Here is a 20,210-nt window from a genome sequence, read left to right on the forward strand (position 1 = left end):
CATGCGGATCAAGCTGACGCTCCTGCGGACGACGGCGGAGCCGGCCGACCTCGCGGTCACGGTTGACGGCACGGCGACGGTCCACGACCTCGCCCGGTCGCTCGCCGAGAGCGACCCGGCGGGGGCGATGTACGGCGCCCGCGAGACGACGAACCTCACGCTGCGGGTCCACGGCACGCCCGGCAGCGACGACTCGACGACCCGGCTGCTCTCCCCGGAGGTCGCCGCGACCGAGACGGTGCGCTCCGGGACGGTCGTCTCCCTCGCGCAGGCGACGAGCCACTACGACGCCGCAGCCTCGGCCGCGCCCATCGCCCGGCTGCGGGTCCTCGAGGGCCCGGACTCGGGGCTCGAGGTGCCCCTGCCCGAGGGCACGTCGATCATCGGCCGGGGCAAGGGCTGCGACGTCCGGCTCAGCGACCCGACGGTGTCCAAGGAGCACGCCCGGCTCGCCGTCACGGACATCATCGAGATCGTCGACCTTCGCTCGGCGAACGGTCTCCTCCTGGGGGAGGGGCTCGTCCAGCGCGCCGCGCTCCTGCCGGAGGACACGGTCATCCTCGGTGACACGACGATCCAGGTCTCGCGGATCGCCGCGAGCCGGCACGCCTCGCTCGACGCCGCCCAGGTGGCGTTCAACCGCTCGCCGCGCCTCGCCCCGCGCTACGAGGGCGAGGAGGTCGAGGCGCCCAAGCCGCCCGAGCCGCCGAAGCCGGGCCGCTTCCCCATGGTCATGCTCATCGTGCCGCTCGTCATGGCGCCGATGTTCCTCCTCGGCGGGCGCAATGCCCTCAGCCTCATCTTCCTGGCGATGATGCCGCTCATGGTCGTCGGCAACTTCCTCGACCAGCGGGTGACGGGCAAGCGCACCTACCGGGCCGCCATCGCCCAGTTCACCGAGACGATCACCGCCATGCGCGCCGAGCGCGAGGCGGAGCGGGCGCGCGAGCGTGCCGTGCGGCGGGGCGAGTCGCCCTCGGTCCCGGAGATCGAGTCCGCGACCCTCGCGCTCGAGCCGCTCCTGTGGACGCGGCGCCCCGAGCACGAGACGTTCCTCGACCTGCGCCTCGGGCTGGGCACCGTGCCCTCGCGCAACACGATCAAGCTACCCGCCCGGAACAACGCCGTGCCGGACTACTGGGACCAGGTCGTCGCCCTCAGGCGCGACTTCGCCGAGATCGACGAGACCCCCGTCACCGTCCAGCTCCGCGAGAGCGGTGCCCTCGGGCTCGCCGGCCCGCGCGCCGTCCTCGACGACGCGGTGCGCGCCGTCGTCGCCCAGGTCGTGGCGCTGCACTCCCCGGCGGAGCTCGTCCTCACCCTCGCCACGTCGGCCGCCAGCGCGAGCCGGTGGGACTGGGCGAAGTGGCTCCCGCACGTCGGGTCGATCCACTCCCCGCTCGACGGCTCCCACATCGGGTCCAACCAGGCGGGGGTCATCCAGCTCGTGTCCCGCCTCGAGGGCCTCGTCGAGGAGCGCCGCGCCGCGCCCAAGACCCAGGGCCGCTCGACTGTCCTGCCCTTCGTCGTCCTCGTCGTCGAGGACGACGCGCCGATCGAGCGTGGGCGGCTCGTCCGCCTCGCCGAGGAGGGTCCCGACGTCGGGGTCCACGTCATCTGGTGCGCCGCCTCCGCCGAGCGGCTCCCGGCCGTGTGCCGCACGTTCGTCACGGTGAGCACGTCGACCGACGCCGGCGCCGCCGGGTACGTGACGACGGGTGCGTCGGTCCAGCCGATGCGCTGCGAGGTGCTCCCCGCGGCGGCGGCCATCAGCGTCGCCAAGCACCTCTCCGCCGTCGTCGACGCCGGCGCACCCGTCGACGACGCCTCCGACCTGCCGAACCGGGTCTCCTACCTCAGCCTCGTCGGGACCGAGGTGGCCCAGGGCGCGCAGGGGATCCTCGAGCGGTGGCGCGAGAACGGTTCGCTCACCCCGCGCGACGGGCGCCCGCCCCAGCGGCGCCGGCACGACGCCAACCTGCGCGCGCTCATCGGCCAGGGCGCGACGGAGCCGTTCACCCTCGACCTGCGCACCCAGGGCCCGCACGCCCTCGTCGGTGGCACGACCGGCGCCGGCAAGAGCGAGTTCCTCCAGTCGTGGGTGCTCGGCATGGCGACGGCGCACAGCCCGGACCGCGTGACGTTCCTCTTCGTCGACTACAAGGGCGGCTCGGCCTTCGCGGACTGCGTCAACCTCCCGCACACCGTCGGGCTCGTCACCGACCTGTCCCCGCACCTCGTGCGCCGGGCGCTGACGTCGCTGCGGGCCGAGCTCCACCATCGCGAGCACCTCCTCAACCGCAAGGGCGCCAAGGACCTCATCACGCTCGAGCGCACCGGGGACCCGGAGTGCCCGCCGAGCCTCATCATCGTCGTCGACGAGTTCGCGGCGCTGGCCACCGAGGTGCCGGAGTTCGTCGACGGGGTCGTCGACGTCGCCCAGCGCGGCCGGTCCCTCGGGCTCCACCTCGTCCTCGCGACGCAGCGCCCCGCGGGCGTCATCAAGGACAACCTCCGCGCCAACACGAACCTGCGCGTCGCGCTGCGCATGAACGACGAGTCCGACTCCAAGGACGTCCTCGGCCTCCCGCTCGCCGCCGGCTTCGACCCGGCGATCCCCGGCCGCGGCGCGGCCCGCACGGGCCCCGGGCGCATCACGATGTTCCAGGCCGGCTACGCCGGCGGGCGCACGAGCGACGCCGCGCCGGCCGCGCAGGTCGACGTCGAGACGCTGGCCATGGGCACCGGCACCCGGTGGGAGAAGCCCGAGGACCCGGAGCAGGCCGCGGTCGAGCTCGAGGGCGACGAGGGCCCCACGGACATCACCCGCATCGTGGAGTCCGTGAGCGACGCCGCCCACGCCGCCGGGGTGCCCGCGCCGCGCAAGCCGTGGCTGCCGACCCTCGCCCCGGTGCAGGACCTCTCGGCGCTGTCGCCGCGCACGGACTCCGCGCTCGTGCTCGGCGTCGTCGACGACCCGGCGCGCCAGCGCCAGGTGACGACGTACTACCGGCCCGACGTCGAGGGCAACATCGCCTTCTACGGCGCCGGTGGCTCGGGCAAGTCGACGGCGCTGCGCACCCTCGCGCTCGCCGCGGGCATCACCCCGAGCGGCGGGCCCGTCCACGTCTACGGGCTCGACTTCTCCTCCGGTGGGCTCTCCCCGCTCGACGGGCTGCCGCACGTGGGCGCCATCATCGACGGCGACGACGCCGAGCGGATCCAGCGGCTCCTGCGTCAGCTCCGCGACGTCGTCGAGGAGCGGTCGGTCCGCTACGCCCAGGCGCACGCAAGCACGATCGAGGAGTACCGGACGATCAGCGGGCGCGGCGACGAGCCGCGCATCCTCCTCCTCATCGACGGCTTCGGTGCCTTCCGGGCCGAGTGGGAGGCCACGACCGCGCGGATGCCCTGGTACCAGCTCTTCCTCCAGCTCCTCGTCGACGGCCGCGGCGCGGGCGTGCACGTCGCCGTCACCGCCGACCGCAGCGGCGCCATCCCGTCGTCGGTGGCGGGGAGCCTGCCGCGCAAGGTCATCATGCGCCAGGTCGACGAGGGCTCCTACGCCATGCTCGGCGCCCCCAAGGACGTCCTCGACCCGAGCTCCCCGCCGGGGCGCGCCATCAGCCCGGACGGCCTCGAGATGCAGGTCGCCGTCCTCGGCGGCTCGCCCAACCTCGCCGAGCAGGTGCGCGCCATCGAGAAGCTCGCCGCGACCCTGCGCCGCGCCGGCGTCCCGCCCGCCCCGGCCGTGCGGCGCCTGCCCGAGGTCGTGCCCGCGGGTGAGATGCCCGCGGACGTCGGCGGACTGCCGGTCCTCGGCGTCGCCGACGACACCCTCGCACCCCTCGGGTTCGAGCCGGTCGGCACGTTCCTCCTCGCCGGCCCGCCGCAGTCCGGGCGTACGAACGCGCTGCGCTGGCTGGTGGAGTCCGTCGCGGCCGCGAGCCCCGGCTCCCGGCTCGTCTACCTCGGGGCCCGGCGCTCGACGCTCGCGGGGCTGCCGCTGTGGACGCACTCGGCGACGGGCGCGGCCGACGCCGCCGCGCTCGCGAAGGAGGTGCTCGACCTCTTCGCCGAGCCGTCCGAGGAGGGCCGCGCGGGCAATGTCCTCGTCCTCGAGTCCCTCGCGGACTTCCTCCAGGGCACCGCGGAGACGCCGGTGACCGAGCTGATCAAGGCGGTCAAGCGCAACGAGCACTTCGTCATCGCCGAGGGGGAGACGAGCTCGTGGGGGTCGTCGTGGCCGCTCATCTCCGAGATCCGCAACGGCCGGCGGGGCCTCGCGCTCCAGCCCGACCAGGTCGAGGGCGACGCGCTGTTCCGCACGGCGTTCCCGCGGGTATCCCGCAAGGAGTTCCCGGTGGGGCGGGGGATGGTCGTCGACAAGGCGAAGGTCCGCCGGGTCCAGGTCCCGCTCCTGCCGTAGCGTGCCGGCGTCCGGGGCGTGCGCTGCGCGGTGGCGTGGGTGCGCGTCGTCGGCGGCCGTGGCGGGTGCCGCGCGCGGACCGTGGCGGGGCGCGGGGAGTTCTCCCCATGGGCGCAGGGCGACAGATGCCCCTCGCGCCGGGTATCAATGACGTATGGATCCCGCCGGTGGGCGGTGGGACCGCGACGGAGGGAACGGCTATGGCCAACTTGAACGTGTCGTACGAGGAGATGGAAGGCGCTGCCCGTCGGCTCGTCACCGGCCGCGAGGAGCTCGACACGAAGCTCCAGGAGCTGCGCACCTACATCACCAACCTCGTCAACAGCGGGTTCGTCACCGACGCCGCGTCGAAGAAGTTCGACGAGACCTACGAGACGTTCACGACGAACGCCACGGGCACGGTCTCGGCGCTCAACGACCTCTCGTCCTACCTGACGAACGCCGCCGAGACGCTGCGCTCGACGGACCAGCAGCTCTCGAACATCTGAGCTGAGAAGTTCCCACGCCGGGCACGGGCCTCAGGGTCCGTGCCCGGCGCTGTGCCAGCAGCCGTGAGCGAGGAGAGGAGCAAGGCGTGCACCTGGTCCCGGCCAGCGCCGAGCCGTACCTCGTCCCGGCACGTGTGGACGACCGGTCCGCCGGCGCCGTCGCCCTCGCCCCGCTGCGGTGCGAGGCGCTCAGCGTCCTCGCGGACGGCTACCGGGCGCCGCGGCGGTCCGTCGCGGGAGCCTCGGCATGGGTGTCCGCGATGCTCGGTGGCCTGCTCCTCGCGCGGTCGGCCGGTGAGGCCTCGGCCGGTGACCTCGGCACCGCAGCCGCGCTGGCCGGCTCCGGTGCGGTCCTGCTCGCCGTGGGCGCCGTCGTCGGGCATGTCGTCCTGCGGGCGGGCCGAACCTTGAGCGGCGCGATCGCCGCCTGGCTGCGCGTACCCGCCCCGGCGGACACGGCCCCCGCCAGCCTGCGCCGCAGCGTCCTGCGCCGCGCCTGCCTCGGCACCGCCGGGTTCGCCGCCGTCGTCGCGCTCGTCGTCGTCGCGGGTGGTGTCCTCGCCGACGGCGTCCCCGCCGGCGACGGCGTGACCGGCGCGCTCGCCCTCACGCTGGACCCCGATGCCGTCGCCCTGCTGATCGGCCTCGTGCTGTGCGCGCTCGTCACCGCCGTCGCGACGGCGGGGGTGCTCGGCGGTGCCCGGCGCGTCCAGGAGGCCGCCTGGCAGCGTCCGCTCCTCGTCGTGCCGGAGCCGTCGCAGCGGCCGGCCGTCGGGCGCTCGGACGCGTGGCACGACGGCCCCCGCCGCGACAGCCGACCCGCCAACGAGCTGCGCCGCGGCGACGAGCGCGACATGCGGCAGCAGCCCCAGCCGGGGTCGATCCACGACGGAGCCTCGTTCCGCTCGGCCGCGGTCGCCGACCCGGCCGGCGAGGCACTCTTCTACGGCGTCCCCAGGCGCGGGGACGGTGCACCGCCTGCCGCCGTCGCCCGGCCGGCTGCCCTCGGCGACCACCCGTCGCCCCCGACGGAGGTCATGGACCTGTCCTCCCTCCAGCGCGGCGCGGGCCACGCCCCCGCGGGGGCCTCCGCGAGCACCGCCCTCGCCCTTGCCGGTGCTCCCACCGCCCTCGCCCCCGCCGTCGGGGACGCGCGCGCTCTTCCCGCCGCTGCACGGCCGGCGCCGGCCATCTCCGCGCCCAGTCCGCAGGACCGCCCCACCGAGGTCCTCCTCCCCGACGGCCGGGCCCTGACGACCGGGACCAGCCTCCTCGGGCGGCACCCCGTGGCCCGGCCCGGCGAGGCCGTCGACTCCCTCGTCGTCCTCGCCGACGCGACCGTGACGAAGACGCACGTCCACCTGCGCCTCGCCGCTGACACCCTGTGGGTGACCGACCGCGCGTCGACGAACGGCACGATCCTCCAGCGGGTCGACGGCTCGCTCGTGCGGTGCCGCCCGTGGGAGGCGACGCGCGTCGTCGCCCCCGCCGTCCTCCACCTCGGCGCGGCGCGGCTGAGCGTCGAGGCCCGCCCCGCCGGCGCGGGAGCCGCGGACCCGCACGCGGGACCCGCGACCAGCTCCGGCTCGTCCATGGGCGGCGGCGCTCCCGCCGGTCTGGGAGTCGCCCGATGAACGTCATCCCCGAGGCCGCGCGCCCCTGGTTGCCCGTCGAGTCCCGCAACCGGCCGTGGGCCACGCACGGCTCGATGATGGTCCGCCGCGCCGAGGCCCTCGGCGTCCTCGACGACGCCCTCAACGCCCGGCCGCGGCTCGCCGCAGGCGCCGGTGCATGGGTCCTCGGGCTCGTCGGGGCGTTCCTGCTCGGGCGCTGGGTGGCCGCGCTCGACGACCCGTCCGGCGGTGGCAGCCTCCTGCTCGTCCTTGCCGGCGTCGCCCTCGTGGGCGCCGTCGCTGTGGGCGCCGTCGTCGTCCACGCCGGGTCCCGCCTCGTCCGGGCCCAGGCGGCCTGGCTCACGCTCGCGACCGACGTCCGCGCGGACGGCGCCCGCGTGCGCGACGGTGCGCTCGACCCGGAGACCGAGCGCCTCCATGAGCGCGTGCGCGCCCACGACCGCTCGCCCGCCGGTTCCCCGCGGGCGTCGATGGTCCGGGTCGCCGGCGCGGTCGTCGCGGTCCTCGGGACGATCGCCCTGCTCGGTGCGGCGATCGCCGGTCGCTCGGAGGCGCAGGCCCCCTACGCGACGTCCGCCGACGTCGGGCCGTGGGTCGCGCTCGTCGCGGCCGCCGTCGTCACGCTCGTCGTCGCCCTGGCGCTCACCGCGGGGCTGCGCCGTGTCCGCCGCGCCCGGACGCACCGCGTCAACCACCCCGAGCACGACGGCGGGTCTCCGGCGCCGGGCCGGGGCGCGGGTGCGACGTCGGCGGCCGCGCCCGGCGGACGCCCGGGAGCACCGGCCATCATCGAGTCGGCGCCCACGTGGGGACAGGCCGGGGCCGGGACCGCGAGCCCTGCGAGCCCTGCGGGCCCGCAAGCTCCGGCGCCTACCGCGCCTACCGCGCCTACCGCGCCTACCGCGCCCCCCGCGCGCCCGGTGCTGCCGGCACCGACCTCGACCCCGCCTGCCGCGGACCCGGGGCTGTCGGCCACGCCCGCTCCGGCGGCCCAGGCTCCAGCCGCGTCCGCCCCCACCGCCCCCGTGACACCCGCCGTCGTGCCGCCCGTCTTCGACGCCCCGGTGGAGGCCCCGCCCGTCGCGCCGCCCACCGTCCGCCTCGACGACGGTCGCGTCCTGGGCGCCGGCACGACGCTCCTCGGCCGGGCCCCCCGTGCCCACGGCGACGAGCGCGTGGACGCCCTCCTCGCCGTCGACGACCAAGCCGTGTCCAAGACGCACCTGACGATCGAGATCGACGGCCGCGGCATCCGGGTCACGGACCGAGGCTCGACGAACGGCACCCGTCTCGCGCGCGCCGGCGAGCAGAGCCCGTGCGAGCCGTGGCGGGCCGTCACCGTCGGCGACGGCGACCAGGTCCTCGTCGGCAGCACCGTCATCACCGTCGGTGACCTGCCCGAGCAGGACGTCGAGAGGACGATCATGAGGGACGGCCTCCGGTGAACGGCGTCGTCATCGTCGAGCGCCGAGATGTCGGCCTTCCTCGAGGCCGTGAGGTCGGGTGCGTCGCCGGGGACGAGCTCCGCCCCGGGGACGCGGTGCTCGCCGTGGTCGACCGGTGAGTGATGCCCGTCGACCGTGCCCCGGACGGGGTATGCACCCGGCGCCGGGCCTGCGCTAGGGTTCACGCCATGCGCTCTGTGCATCGTCGGCTGCTTCTTCTCTGCCGCGACGAGGCCCTCTGACGGCCGGCCCCTCGTCGCGGCGATCGTCGTGCCCGGCCGACAGGAACTACCGGCAAGGACACCGATGAGGACGCGACCCCCCAGCAACGCCCAGCAGCCGTCGACGATGCCGATCGGCAAGTACCGATCCTTCCTCGAGACCAACGGCGTCGACCTTCCTGACCGCCAGTGGCCCACGCGCCGCATCACCGCCGCGCCGCGCTGGCTCTCCACTGACCTGCGAGACGGCAACCAGGCGCTCATCGAGCCCATGGACCCCGCGCGCAAGCGCCGCATGTTCGACCTCCTCGTCCGCATGGGCTACAAGGAGATCGAGGTCGGCTTCCCGGCCGCGAGCCAGGCGGACTTCGACTTCGTGCGCTCCCTCGTCGAGACCGAGGCGATCCCCGAGGACGTGACGATCTCCGTCCTCACCCAGGCCCGCACCGAGCTCATCGAGCGGACCGTCTCCTCGCTCGTCGGCGCCCCGCGCGCCACCGTCCACCTCTACAACGCGACGGCGCCGGTCTTCCGGGACATCGTCTTCCGCAACGACCGGGAGGCGACGAAGGAGCTCGCCGTCGCCGGCACGCGGGACGTCCTCGCCTTCGCCCACAAGCTCCTCGACGACGACGCCGTCTTCGGCTACGAGTACTCCCCGGAGATCTTCGTCGACACCGAGCTCGAGTACGCCCTCGAGGTGTGCGAGGCCGTCATGGACGTGTGGCAGCCGGACGCATCGCGCGAGGTCGTCCTCAACCTGCCCGCGACCGTAGAGCGGGCCACGCCCAACGTCTACGCGGACCAGATCGAGTGGATGAGCCGCAACCTCAGCCGTCGCGACTATGTCGCGCTGTCGGTCCACCCGCACAACGACCGGGGTACCGGGGTCGCCTCGGCCGAGCTCGCCGTCCTCGCGGGCGCCGACCGTGTCGAGGGCTGCCTCTTCGGCCAGGGCGAGCGCACCGGCAACGTCGACCTCGTCACGCTCGGGCTCAACCTCTTCAGCCAGGGCATCGACCCGCAGATCGACTTCTCGGACATCGACGGGATCCGGCGCACCGTCGAGCAGTGCACGCAGATGGACGTCCACCCCCGCCACCCCTACGGCGGCGACCTCGTCTACACCGCCTTCTCCGGTTCCCACCAGGACGCCATCAAGAAGGGCTTCGCCGTCCGTGAGGCCCGCGTGGCCGCGGCCGGCGAAGACGACGAGAAGGTCGTGTGGGAGGTGCCCTACCTGCCCGTCGACCCGCACGACGTCGGGCGTAGCTACGAGGCCGTCGTCCGGGTCAACTCCCAGTCCGGCAAGGGCGGCGTCGCCTACCTCCTCTCCAGCACGCGCGCGCTCGACCTGCCGCGCCGGCTCCAGATCGAGCTGAGCGGGATCGTTCAGAAGCACACGGACGCCTACGGCGGGGAGATCAGCTCCGAGCGGCTGTGGCGGATCTTCTCCGACGAGTACCTGCCGGCGTCGCCGGACTCCGACCTCGAGCCGTGGGGCCGGTACGCCCTGCGCGGGACGACGCTCACGTCGGCCGGCGAGGGCGAGGACGCCACCCTCACGGTGACGCTCGTGGAGAACGGCGAGCAGCACGTCGTCGCCGCCACGGGGAACGGGCCGGTCGACGCCTTCACGGCCGCGCTCAGCGAGCTCGGGGTGAGCGTCAACGTCCTCGACTACGCCGAGCACGCGCTCTCCACGGGCGGCGACGCGAGTGCCGCCGCCTACGTCGAGTGCGAGGTCGAGGGCCAGGTGCTGTGGGGCGTCGGCATCGACCCCTCCATCACGACGGCCTCGTTCAAGGCCATCGTCTCCGCCGTCAACCGCGCCCTGCGCTGACGGCGCGGCCTGCGGCTGCTGACCGCACGCGTCCGCCCGGCCGCCGTCGTCGTCCGCAGCGACGGCGGCGCGGCGCGGCGCGTCGCAGGGGCGCACGGCGGCTGCGGATGGGGGAGGATGGGCCGGTGAAGCTCTACCGGGACGAGGCTGTGGTGCTGCGCACCCACAAGCTCGGTGAGGCCGACCGCATCATCACCTTCCTCACCCGCGAGCACGGCCGGGTCCGCGGCGTCGCGAAGGGGGTCCGGCGCACGTCCTCGAAGTTCGGCGCGCGCCTCGAGCCGTTCGGCCTCGTCGACGTCCAGCTCCACATCGGGCGCAACCTCGACGTCGTCACCCAGGTCGAGGTGCTCGCGCCGTACGGCCGGGCACTCGGCGCGGACTACGCGCTCTACACGACGGCGACGGCGATGGTCGAGACCGCCGAGCGGCTCACCGAGGTGGAGCGGGAGCCGTCGTCGCAGCAGTACCTCCTCCTCGTCGGCGCGCTCCACGCGCTCTCGACGCGCCGGCACGCGTCCGCCCTCGTCCTCGACTCCTACCTCCTGCGCTCGCTCGCCGTCGCCGGCTGGGCGCCGAGCTTCGAGGACTGCGCGCGCTGCGGCCGCCAGGGGCCGCACGGGGCGTTCAACGTGTCCGTCGGCGGGGCGGTGTGCCCGACGTGCCGGCCCCCGGGCTCGGCCGCGCCCGCCCCGGAGACCTTCGCGCTGCTCGGCGCGCTGCTCTCCGGCGACTGGCCGGTCGCGGACACGAGCGACGAACGCCACCGGCGCGAGGCGTCGGGGCTCGTCGCCGCGCACCTGCAGTACCACCTCGAGCGCCAACTCCGCTCGCTCCGGCACGTGGAGCGCGTGTGAGCACCCCGGTCCCGCCGGCCCCGCACCCATCAGGCGCGCGCCCGCCCGTCATCGACAGCCGGTTCGTCCCCAAGCACGTCGCCATCGTCATGGACGGCAACGGCCGCTGGGCCAACGCCCGCGGGCTCCCGCGCGTCGAGGGGCACAAGGCGGGGGAGGCGGCGCTGCTCGACGTCGTCGCCGGCGCCATCGAGATCGGCGTCACCCACATCTCCGCGTACGCGTTCTCCACGGAGAACTGGAAGCGCTCGCCCGAGGAGGTGCGCTTCCTCATGGGCTTCAACCGCGACGTCCTGCGACGCCGGCGCGACGAGATGAACGCGTGGGGCGTGCGGGTGCGGTGGGCGGGGCGCCGGCCGCGGCTGTGGCGCTCGGTCATCACCGAGCTCGAGGAGGCCGAGCGCCTCACCGCCGGGAACTCGACGTGCACCCTGACGATGTGCGTCAACTACGGCGGCCGCGCGGAGATCGCCGACGCCGCCCGGGCCATCGCGCACGAGGTCGCCGCCGGCAGGCTCAACCCGGACAAGGTCACCGAGCGCACGATCGCCCGCTACCTCGACGAGCCCGAGCTGCCCGACGTCGACCTCTTCCTGCGCACGTCCGGGGAGCAGCGGACGTCGAACTTCATGCTGTGGCAGTCCGCCTACGCCGAGATGGTCTTCCTCGACGAGCCGTGGCCCGACGTCGACCGGCGTCACCTCTGGCGCGCCGTCCAGACGTACGCCTCCCGGGACCGCCGCTACGGCGGCGCGGTGGACAGCCCGACCGGCTCGAGCTGACCGGCCCTGCCACACCCTCGTCCGTGATCATGCAGAAGTGCGAGCGCCGGCGGCGTACGGCACGTCCGCGACGTCGAGCGAGGAGTGAGGCAGCGCTTCTGAGCGCTGGCACGGACGGCACTTCTGCATGATCACGAACGAGGGGTGACGGTGGCGCTGTGCCGGCGACGTCGCCGGGTCAGCAGGGTCGCGACGACGACGGCGATCGCGACGAACCCCGCGAGCGCCCACGGCGACCCGGCCGCGGCCGCGAGCGCCGCGTTCCACACGGCGAACCCGATGGTCGAGTAGATCGCGGCCCACGCGAGGGCGCCCGGCACCTGCGCGAGCGTGAACCGTGGCCACCCGATCCGCAGGACCCCGGCCCCGGCCATGACCATCGTCTGGAACCCCACCGTGAGGTAGGCGACGGGAACGACGACGAGCCCCCACCGCCGGATCGCCTCGACCCCGCGCTGCGTGCCGTGGCCGTTGAGCGCCTCATGCGCGCGCAGCCGCCAGCCGCCCGTCGGGTGCGTGCGCCGCAGCGCCTGCACCGTGGCGATCCGCCCGAGCCAGTACGTCCCCTGCCCGCGCATCATCGCGCCGAGGAAGAGGAACGTGAAGACCAGCCAGAAGGGCCAGCCCGCGAAGAAGTCAGGCACGGCACCGTCGCCGCGTGCCCGCGCGGGAGTCGCCGAACCCCGCCGTCGAGCGCGTCCTCACGCCGACGGCCCGCCCAGCCGCGCCGCGCACGGCGCGCACGTGCCGAAGAGGTCGACGGTGTGCTCGACGTCGACGAACCCGTGGTCGCTGCCCATCTGCGCGGCCCACTGCTCGACGGACTCCCCGCTCAGCTCGACGGTCGTGCCGCAGTGCCGGCACACGAGGTGGTGGTGGTGCTTGCGGGACAGGCACATCCGGTAGAGCGCCTCGCCGTCGTCGGCGCGCAGGACGTCGACGTCGCCCGCGTCGGTCATCGCCTGGAGCGAGCGGTAGACGGTCGCGAGGCCGACGTTCTCCCCGCGCCCGCGGAGCATCTCGTGGATCTGCTGGGCGCTGCGGAAGTCGTCCATGCCCTCGAGCAGCCCGGTGACGGCCGCCCGCTGCCGGGTCATGCGCTGCATGCTCACGCTGCCTCTCGAAGGTGGACGTCGTCCTGGACGTCCAGGTGCGGGTCCCCACCCCGTCGGGAACGGCTCACGAGGGGTCGTACCACTGATACCACGGCGTACGTGGCGATCGCCAGGATGACGATCGTGGCCCCGGGGGAGAGCGGGTAGAAGTAGGTGACCGAGAGCCCGACGACGCAGACAGTGACGCCGATGCCCATGGCGATCCCCATCGTCGCGCGGAAGGAGCGGGCGACGAGCTGGGACGTCGCGACCGGGACGATCATGACGGCGGAGACGAGGAGGACGCCGACGACGCGCATCGAGACCGACACGGTCAGCGCGGCCATGACGGCGACGGTGACGTTGAGCAGCCGCACGGGCAGCCCTGCCGCGCGGGCGAACTCCTCGTCGTGGGAGAGCGCGAAGAGCGCCGGGCGCAGCCCGAGCCCCAGCCCGAGGACGACGACGGCGAGCCCCACCGTCAGCCACACGTCGAGCGACGTCACCGTCGAGATCGAGCCGAAGAGGTAGCCGGTGAGGTTCGCCGTCGTCCCGCCGGCGAGGCCGATGAGGACGACGCCGCCGGCGATCCCGCCGTAGAAGAGGAGCGCGAGGGCGACGTCGCCGCTCGTCTTGCCCTTCTCGCGGACGACCTCGATGAGGACCGCACCGACGACGGCCGCGACGACGGCGCCGGGGACGGCGAGCGCGTCGTGGGGCGTGAGGTTCGCGGCGTTGCCGGCGAGCCACCCGACGGCGACGCCGGTGAGGGCCATGTGCCCGATGCCGTCGCCGAGGAGCGCGAGCCGGCGCTGGACGAGGTAGGTCCCCATGACGGGTGCGGCGACGCCGACGAGGACGGCGATGAGCAGCGCGCGCTGCATGAGCGGGCTCGCGAGCATCGCGCCGAGCGTGTCGAGGAAGGCCATCACAGCTCCACCCGCAGGTCGGGCGCCTGGTGGCCGGGCTCCGGCTCACCCTCGTGCGCGTGGACGTGGTCGTGCGCGGGGTCGTCGTGGCCGTGCGCGGGGGCCGGCGGGGCGCCGTCGTGGACGACGCGGCCGTGCCGCAGGACGACGGCGCGGTCGATCATCCCGCCCAGCTCGCCGAGCTCGTGGAGGACGACGAGGACGGTCGTCCCCCGCTCGCGCAGGCGGTGGAGGGTCGCGGCGAGGGCACGCTTGGAGGTGTGGTCGATGCCGGCGAGCGGCTCGTCGAGGATGAGGAGGTCCGGGCGGCGCACGAGCGCGCGGGCGATGAGCACCCGCTGCTGCTGGCCGCCGGAGAACACCTGGACGCTCTCGCCGGCGCGGTGCGCGAGGCCGACCTCGTCGAGGGCGGCCAGGGCCTTCGCCCGCGCACCGCGGCCGGGGTGGAGGCGGCGGTTGTCGAGCAGGCCCGACGTGACGACCTCGAGCGCCGTGGCCGGCACACCGGCCGTGGCGGTGACCCGCTGCGGCGCGTACCCGACGCGGCCCCAGTCGACGCGGCGCCGGGTGGTCGTGACGTCGACGCCGTAGAGCTCGCCGTGGCCGGCCGTCACGGGGACGACACCGACGAGCGCCTTGACGAGCGTCGACTTGCCCGAGCCGTTCGCGCCGAGCAGCGCGACCGTCTCGCCGTCGGTCACCGTCAGGTCGACGTGGCGCAGGATCGTCGCCGTACCGACCGTGACCCCGAGGTCACGCGCGCGGATGGGGGGCGCGCCGGCGGCAGCGGCGCGCGCCGTGGTGCTGGCGCTGGGAGCGGGCGTGGCGCTGGAGGCGGCGCCGGCGCCGGTGGCCGCGTCGGACGCACTCATGCGCACTCCAGGGCGGTGCGGAGGGCGGCGAGGTTCGCGCGCATGACGTCGAGGTAGTCCGCACCCTCGTCCTGCTGGCGCTCGAGCGGGTCGAGGACGGCGGTGGTGATCCCGAGGTCGTCGGCGAGCGTCTGCGCGACGTCCGCGTCGAGCGCGCTCTCGACGAAGATCGTGCTCACGTCGTGCTCGGCGACGACGTCCGCGATCTCGGCGAGGCGGGCGGGGGACGGCTCCGATTCGGGGTCGATCCCGGCGAGGCCCTCCTGGTGGAGCCCGAAGGGCGCGAGGAGGTAGCCGTACGCCTCGTGGGTGACGACGGCCGTGCCCGCGGCGCACGTCGCGAGGCCGGCGGCGTAGTCGGCGCCGATGGCGTCGAGGTCCGCGACGAGCCCCTCCGCCGCGGTCCGGAAGTCCTCGGCGTGGTCCGGGTCGAGCGAGGCGAGCTCATCGGCGACGCGGGCGGTGACGTCGGCGAGGCGCGCGGGGTCGAGCCAGAAGTGCGGGTCGAGCGCGCCGTCGCCGTGGTCGTGGCCGTCGCCGGCGTGGTCGCCGCCGTCGTCCGCGTGCCCCACGTCGTCGGCGTGGCCGCCGTCCGCGTGCCCGTCGCCGCCGGTCTGTGCGTCGTCGCCGGCGTGCTCGCCGTCGTCGTGCGCGTCGCCGCCCGTGAGCTCGTCGGAGGTGTGGAGGTCCGCCTCGGCGACGACGTCGAGCGCCTGCGCCCCGGTGACGGAGACGGCGTCGTCGACGGCGGGCTGGAAGTCCGAGAGGTAGACGACGAGGTCGGCCGCCTCGAGGTCGGCGACCTCACGGGGCGAGAGCTCGACGTTGTGCGCGTCACCGGCAGGTGGCGTGATGGGGGAGACGCTCACGTGCTCGCCGCCGACGCGCTCGGCGACGTACTGGAGCGGGTACAGCGATGTCATGACGTCGAGGCCTGACCCGGGCGCGGCACCGGCACCGTCGCCACCGCTGCCCGGTGCGGTCCCGGAGCAGGCTGTGAGGGTGAGGACGGTGGCGACCGTCGCGGCACAGGTGCCGAGACGGCTCGGACGGGGGAGCGGCATGAGACTCATTCTCAACAGTAATGAGAACCGATGTCAACTGAGTCCCCGCCCTTCGCGGCGCGGCAAGTGAGAGCCCGCCGCCCCCCGGCGCCCTCGTCCGTGCGCCTCGACACGCTCGGTGCTCCTGGTCTACCAGGCGCGTCGAGCGTGTCGAGGCGCAGTCATGTCGGGAAACGGGCGCGCTGCGCGTGTCGAGCGCCAGGCGCGCGAGCGTACGGGCGCCCCGCCGCCCGCCGGGCGCGCGGCCGCGGCACCGCCGGGCCGCCGTGGCACGCCGATAACCGCCCCCCGCCGGGGGCCAGGTAGGTTAGCCCTCGCGTGGACGGGCCGCTCGCGAGCGCCCGGGCCGCCCGTCCGTGCCAGCCAGGCGCGGGTGCCGACCGATACCTGGAGTGATGTTCGTGGCCGCTGCGCCTTCCCGCCTGGATTCCGTCATCAACCTCGCCAAGCGGCGCGGTTTCGTCTTCCCCTCGGGTGAGATCTACGGCGGTACCCGCTCCGCGTGGGACTACGGGCCGCTCGGTGTCGAGCTCAAGGAGAACATCAAGCGCCAGTGGTGGCGCCAGATGGTGACCGCGCGCGAGGACGTCGTCGGCCTCGACTCCTCCGTCATCCTCCCGCGCCAGGTGTGGGTCGCCTCCGGCCACGTCGGCGTCTTCTCCGACCCGCTCACCGAGTGCCTGTCCTGCCACAAGCGCTTCCGTGCGGACCAGATGCTCGAGGAGTTCGAGGAGCGCAAGGGCCGCGCCCCCGAGAACGGTCTCGCGGACATCCCGTGCCCCAACTGCGGCACCCGCGGCGAGTGGACCGAGCCCCGTGACTTCAACATGATGCTCAAGACCTACCTCGGCCCCGTCGAGGACGAGTCCGGCCTGCACTACCTGCGCCCCGAGACCGCGCAGGGCATCTTCGTCAACTTCGCCAACGTCATGACGTCGGCGCGCCGCAAGCCCCCGTTCGGCATCGGCCAGATCGGCAAGTCCTTCCGGAACGAGATCACCCCCGGGAACTTCATCTTCCGCACGCGCGAGTTCGAGCAGATGGAGATGGAGTTTTTCGTCGAGCCCGGCACCGACGAGGAGTGGCACCAGTACTGGATCGACACGCGCACCGCCTGGTACACGGGTCTCGGCATCGACCCGGGCAACCTGCGTCACTACGAGCACGCCCAGGAGAAGCTCTCGCACTACTCCAAGCGCACCGTGGACATCGAGTACCGCTTCGGGTTCTCCGGCAGCGAGTGGGGCGAGCTCGAGGGCATCGCCAACCGCACCGACTTCGACCTGTCCACCCACACGAAGCACTCGGGCCAGGACCTGTCCTACTTTGACCAGGGCAAGAACGAGCGCTGGGTGCCCTACGTCATCGAGCCGGCGGCCGGACTCACGCGCTCGCTCATGGCCTTCCTCGTCGAGGCGTACTCGGAGGACGAGGCGCCGAACACCAAGGGTGGCGTCGACAAGCGCACGGTCCTCAAGCTCGACCCGCGGCTCTCGCCGGTCAAGGCCGCCGTCCTGCCGCTCTCACGCAACGAGCAGCTCTCGCCGGTGGCGCGTGACCTCGCGGCCGAGCTGCGGCAGAGCTGGAACGTCGAGTTCGACGACGCGGGTGCCGTCGGCCGCCGTTACCGCCGTCAGGACGAGATCGGCACGCCGTTCTGCATCACGGTCGACTTCGACACTGCCGAGGACCAGTCCGTGACGATCCGCGAGCGCGACACGATGGCGCAGGAGCGCGTCGCCCTCGACAAGGTCGCCGGCTACCTCGCCGCCCGCCTGATCGGCGCCTGACCGCCGGGCACACAGGTCGCATGACGCACACCCACGGCGAGCTCGACCTCCCACCACGCGAGGCGCGGCGGGCGCGGCGGATCCTCACCGCGCTCGTCGTGCCGCTCCTCGTGGCCACGGTGGTCGGGCTCGCCCTGCTGTGGCCGCGGGGCGAGAGCCCCATGGGCTCGTACGAGCTCACCGGCGCCGGGATGACGATCGAGACGGCCGAGGTCGTCGAGACCGGCGGCAGCCCCGGTGAGGAGATCCGCGCCGAGCTGCTCACCGGCGTGGGGGAGGGCCAGGTCGTCCCCGTCCAGGTGCCGCCGGAGGTCCTCGCCAGCGGGGTCGACGTCGGCGACCGGCTGCGTCTCATGTTCACCCCGTCGGCGCTCGGCTCGGGCAGCCCGTACGTGTACTGGGACTTCGAGCGCTCGAGCCCCGTCGTCGCCCTGGCGATCCTCTACGCCGCCGTCGTCCTCCTCGTGGCACGCTGGCGCGGGCTCGCGGCGATGGCGGGGCTGGCGGCCTCGCTGGCCGTCGTCGTCGCCTTCATCCTCCCCGCAATCATGCTCGGCCACTCGCCCCTGCTCGTCGCCCTCGTGGGCGCGAGCGCGATGATGTTCGTCTCCGTCTACCTCGCCCACGGGATCTCCATCCGGACGACGACGGCGCTCCTCGGCACGTTCCTCGGCCTCGCCGCGACGACGGGGCTCGCGACGTGGGGCACGCGCTCGGCGAACCTCACGGGCTCGACGTCGGACTCCTCGCTCATGCTCATGGGCACCTTCCCGGGCCTGAGCCTGCGTGACCTCCTCCTGTGCGGGATCGTCATCGCCGGCCTCGGAGCGCTCAACGACGTGACGATCACGCAGGCGTCGGCGGTGTGGGAGCTCCACGCCGCGGACCCGGCCATGCCGCGCCGCCAGCTCATGCGCCGCGGGATGCGGATCGGGCGCGACCACATCGCCTCGACCGTCTACACCCTCGCGTTCGCCTACGTCGGGACCGCGCTGCCGGTGCTGCTCGTCGCGGGGCTCTTCGACCGCGCCTTCACCGACACCCTCATGGCGGGGGAGATCGCCGAGGAGATCGTCCGCACCCTCGTCTCCTCCATCGGCCTCGTCCTCGCGATCCCGGCGACGACGGCGATCGCCGCGGCCCTCGTCCGCACCGCCCGGCCGGAGCGCGGTCGCGCGGAGCCCGCCGGCGCGGAGCCCGCCCGCGCCGACTGAGGACGCGGGCAGCGAGAGCCGCGCCGTCCGGCCTGGTCCTCGCCGTGCCGCGGCCGGCGCGCGCTTATAGCGTGGAGCCGTCGAGCCATGCGTGGCTCGGAGTCGAAGGAGATGCCATGTCATCCACCGACCGTGCGGGCCAGCTGCCCGAGACCTCCGTCGTCCGCGACGACCCCTACCGCCTCGACCCCGCCGGCGTCCGCGAGCCGCCGACGACGTGGCGCGGGTCCATCCGCTTCTTCGGGCCCGGCCTCATCGTCTCCGCCTCGATCGTCGGCGCGGGCGAGCTCATCACCGCCACGGCGCTCGGGGCCGAGGCCGGGTTCGTCCTGCTGTGGCTCGTCGTCTTCTCGACCCTCGTCAAGGTGGCCGTGCAGGTGGAGATGGCGCGCTACTCCATCGTCACGGGCCTCGGCGCCATGGAGGGCTACACCCGGGTCCCGCCCCGGTTCGGCAGGATCGGGTGGGTCTTCGTCATGTGGGCGCTCATGGCGATCTCCAAGCTCATCCAGACCGGGGGCCTCATCGGCGGCATGGCCGCTGCGCTGTCGATCCTCTTCCCCATCGGCTCCGGGCCGCTCGAGCGCACCTCGCTGACGACCTGGGCGGTCGTCGTCACCGTCCTGGCGATCGTCAGCCTGTACTCCAACCGGTACGGCCTCATCGAGAAGGTCGCCGTCTTCCTCACGATGACGTTCGTCGTCGTCACGCTCGTCATCGCGCTCGGGCTGCCGATGACCGAGTACGCCTACTCCGGCGGCGACCTCGCGTCCGGGCTGTCGCTGTCGCTGCCGGTCGGCGCCATCGGCGTCGCGGTGGCGATGTTCGGCCTCACGGGCGTGGGCTCGGAGGAGATCACCGCCTACACCTACTGGTGCCTCGAGAAGGGGTACGCCCGCTGGTCCGGCCCCAACGACGGCTCGCGGGACTACCAGCGCCGCGCCCGCGGCTGGATCGCCGTCATGCAGAAGGACGCCATGGCGGCGTGGGTCATCTACACGATCAGCACGATGTCCTTCTACGTCGTGGGCGCCGCCGTCCTGCACCCGCAGGGGCTCGTGCCGCAGGGCAACGACATGATCCAGGTGCTCTCCGAGACCTACGCCAGCGTCCTGGGGGAGTGGGGACGCATCCTCTACCTCGTCGGGGCGCTCGCCGCGCTCGGCTCGACGATCTGGGCGGCGATCCCCTCGTGGGCGCGGTCGTGGGCCAACGCCATGAGCATCATCGGGGTGTTCGACTGGGCGGACGCCGAGCGACGGACCACGTGGATGCGGGTGTTCATCGTCGGGCTGCCGCTCGTGTGGCTCCTCACCTACCTGTGGATCTCCTCGCCGTTCGTCATGATCCTCGTCGGGGGCATCGCCGGTGGGATCTTCCTCGCCGCCGTCGCCGTCGCGGCGTGGTACCTGCGGCTGCACCACGTCGAGCCCGACCTGCGCGGCGGACGGTTCTCCACGGTGGCGCTCGCGGTGAGCGGCATCGCGATCCTCCTCCTCGGCGCGTACACGGCGCTCAGCGCGACCGGCCTCGTCGAGCTCGGGTAGT

General features: G+C 73.9%; 15 protein-coding genes. 10 read left to right on the forward strand and 5 right to left on the reverse strand.

Annotated elements, in window-relative coordinates; translation table 11 throughout:
* The first annotated feature begins 1 nt into the window (after window position 1).
* The 7 genes from V2J63_RS04145 (at window position 2) to V2J63_RS04175 (ending at window position 11,699) form a co-directional block, all read left to right on the forward strand.
* Complete coding sequence (locus V2J63_RS04145) at window positions 2-4,429, forward strand: type VII secretion EssC family protein (RefSeq protein ID WP_331229737.1); 4,428 nt, start codon at window positions 2-4, stop codon at window positions 4,427-4,429.
* Between the two features lie 200 nt (window positions 4,430-4,629).
* On the forward strand, window positions 4,630-4,917 hold the full coding sequence (locus V2J63_RS04150) for a WXG100 family type VII secretion target (protein ID WP_331229738.1): 288 nt from the start codon (window positions 4,630-4,632) through the stop codon (window positions 4,915-4,917).
* Window positions 4,918-5,003: 86 nt separating this feature from the next.
* Window positions 5,004-6,551: an FHA domain-containing protein gene (locus tag V2J63_RS04155; protein WP_331229739.1), complete on the forward strand. Its 1,548-nt coding sequence runs from the start codon at window positions 5,004-5,006 to the stop codon at window positions 6,549-6,551.
* Window positions 6,548-7,996 (forward strand): FHA domain-containing protein, encoded by a 1,449-nt coding sequence (locus V2J63_RS04160; protein ID WP_331229740.1) that lies wholly within the window; start codon window positions 6,548-6,550, stop codon window positions 7,994-7,996. The genes V2J63_RS04155 and V2J63_RS04160 overlap by 4 nt, the downstream gene beginning before the upstream one ends.
* A 306-nt stretch (window positions 7,997-8,302) precedes the next feature.
* Complete coding sequence (leuA, locus tag V2J63_RS04165) at window positions 8,303-10,060, forward strand: 2-isopropylmalate synthase (RefSeq protein ID WP_331229741.1); 1,758 nt, start codon at window positions 8,303-8,305, stop codon at window positions 10,058-10,060.
* 125 nt (window positions 10,061-10,185) lie between these two features.
* Window positions 10,186-10,917, forward strand: coding sequence for a DNA repair protein RecO (recO, locus tag V2J63_RS04170; protein WP_331229742.1), 732 nt, complete (start codon window positions 10,186-10,188; stop codon window positions 10,915-10,917).
* On the forward strand, window positions 10,914-11,699 hold the full coding sequence (locus V2J63_RS04175) for an isoprenyl transferase (RefSeq protein WP_331229744.1): 786 nt from the start codon (window positions 10,914-10,916) through the stop codon (window positions 11,697-11,699). Before recO ends, V2J63_RS04175 begins: the two co-directional genes overlap by 4 nt.
* 131 nt (window positions 11,700-11,830) lie before the next feature.
* On the opposite strand, the gene V2J63_RS04180 is transcribed toward V2J63_RS04175, so the two are convergent.
* From V2J63_RS04180 to V2J63_RS04200, 5 genes are read right to left on the reverse strand one after another with little or no spacing between them, the layout of a single operon-like run.
* A complete protein-coding gene (locus tag V2J63_RS04180) occupies window positions 11,831-12,343 on the reverse strand; it encodes a DedA family protein (RefSeq protein WP_331229745.1) in 513 nt (170 codons plus the stop codon).
* Window positions 12,344-12,400: 57 nt separating this feature from the next.
* Entirely contained in the window at window positions 12,401-12,805 is a 405-nt protein-coding gene (locus V2J63_RS04185; protein WP_331230134.1) for a Fur family transcriptional regulator, read from the reverse strand.
* A gap of 2 nt (window positions 12,806-12,807) precedes the next feature.
* Window positions 12,808-13,722: a metal ABC transporter permease gene (locus V2J63_RS04190; protein WP_331229746.1), complete on the reverse strand. Its 915-nt coding sequence runs from the start codon at window positions 13,720-13,722 to the stop codon at window positions 12,808-12,810.
* Window positions 13,722-14,594 carry a metal ABC transporter ATP-binding protein gene (locus V2J63_RS04195; RefSeq protein WP_331229747.1) on the reverse strand — a complete coding sequence of 291 codons (873 nt, stop codon included), beginning with the start codon at window positions 14,592-14,594 and terminating at the stop codon, window positions 13,722-13,724. Before V2J63_RS04195 ends, V2J63_RS04190 begins: the two co-directional genes overlap by 1 nt.
* Window positions 14,591-15,658: a metal ABC transporter substrate-binding protein gene (locus tag V2J63_RS04200; RefSeq protein ID WP_331229748.1), complete on the reverse strand. Its 1,068-nt coding sequence runs from the start codon at window positions 15,656-15,658 to the stop codon at window positions 14,591-14,593. Before V2J63_RS04200 ends, V2J63_RS04195 begins: the two co-directional genes overlap by 4 nt.
* Before the next feature lie 395 nt (window positions 15,659-16,053).
* Here V2J63_RS04200 and V2J63_RS04205 point away from each other — a divergent pair, with 395 nt between their 5' ends.
* The 3 genes from V2J63_RS04205 (at window position 16,054) to V2J63_RS04215 (ending at window position 20,209) form a co-directional block, all read left to right on the forward strand.
* Window positions 16,054-17,448: a glycine--tRNA ligase gene (locus V2J63_RS04205; protein WP_331229749.1), complete on the forward strand. Its 1,395-nt coding sequence runs from the start codon at window positions 16,054-16,056 to the stop codon at window positions 17,446-17,448.
* 20 nt (window positions 17,449-17,468) lie between these two features.
* Complete coding sequence (locus tag V2J63_RS04210) at window positions 17,469-18,662, forward strand: YibE/F family protein (RefSeq protein ID WP_331229750.1); 1,194 nt, start codon at window positions 17,469-17,471, stop codon at window positions 18,660-18,662.
* A gap of 116 nt (window positions 18,663-18,778) precedes the next feature.
* On the forward strand, window positions 18,779-20,209 hold the full coding sequence (locus V2J63_RS04215; RefSeq protein ID WP_331229751.1) for an Nramp family divalent metal transporter: 1,431 nt from the start codon (window positions 18,779-18,781) through the stop codon (window positions 20,207-20,209).
* Window position 20,210 lies beyond the last annotated feature (1 nt).

This window comes from Georgenia wangjunii (assembly GCF_036421975.1).
Lineage (GTDB): Bacteria > Actinomycetota > Actinomycetes > Actinomycetales > Actinomycetaceae > Georgenia_A > Georgenia_A wangjunii.

Bases quoted from the DNA above. Each gene is read 5' to 3' on its own strand.
- V2J63_RS04145 (WP_331229737.1), top strand. From the start codon at position 2: ATGCGGATCAAGCTGACGCTCCTGCGGACGACGGCGGAGCCGGCCGAC.
- V2J63_RS04150 (WP_331229738.1), top strand. From the start codon at position 4,630: ATGGCCAACTTGAACGTGTCGTACGAGGAGATGGAAGGCGCTGCCCGT.
- V2J63_RS04160 (WP_331229740.1), top strand. From the start codon at position 6,548: ATGAACGTCATCCCCGAGGCCGCGCGCCCCTGGTTGCCCGTCGAGTCC.
- leuA (WP_331229741.1), top strand. From the start codon at position 8,303: ATGAGGACGCGACCCCCCAGCAACGCCCAGCAGCCGTCGACGATGCCG.
- V2J63_RS04185 (WP_331230134.1), bottom strand. From the start codon at position 12,805: ATGCAGCGCATGACCCGGCAGCGGGCGGCCGTCACCGGGCTGCTCGAG.
- V2J63_RS04190 (WP_331229746.1), bottom strand. From the start codon at position 13,722: ATGGCCTTCCTCGACACGCTCGGCGCGATGCTCGCGAGCCCGCTCATG.
- V2J63_RS04195 (WP_331229747.1), bottom strand. From the start codon at position 14,594: ATGAGTGCGTCCGACGCGGCCACCGGCGCCGGCGCCGCCTCCAGCGCC.
- V2J63_RS04200 (WP_331229748.1), bottom strand. From the start codon at position 15,658: ATGCCGCTCCCCCGTCCGAGCCGTCTCGGCACCTGTGCCGCGACGGTC.
- V2J63_RS04205 (WP_331229749.1), top strand. From the start codon at position 16,054: ATGTTCGTGGCCGCTGCGCCTTCCCGCCTGGATTCCGTCATCAACCTC.
- V2J63_RS04210 (WP_331229750.1), top strand. From the start codon at position 17,469: ATGACGCACACCCACGGCGAGCTCGACCTCCCACCACGCGAGGCGCGG.
- V2J63_RS04215 (WP_331229751.1), top strand. From the start codon at position 18,779: ATGTCATCCACCGACCGTGCGGGCCAGCTGCCCGAGACCTCCGTCGTC.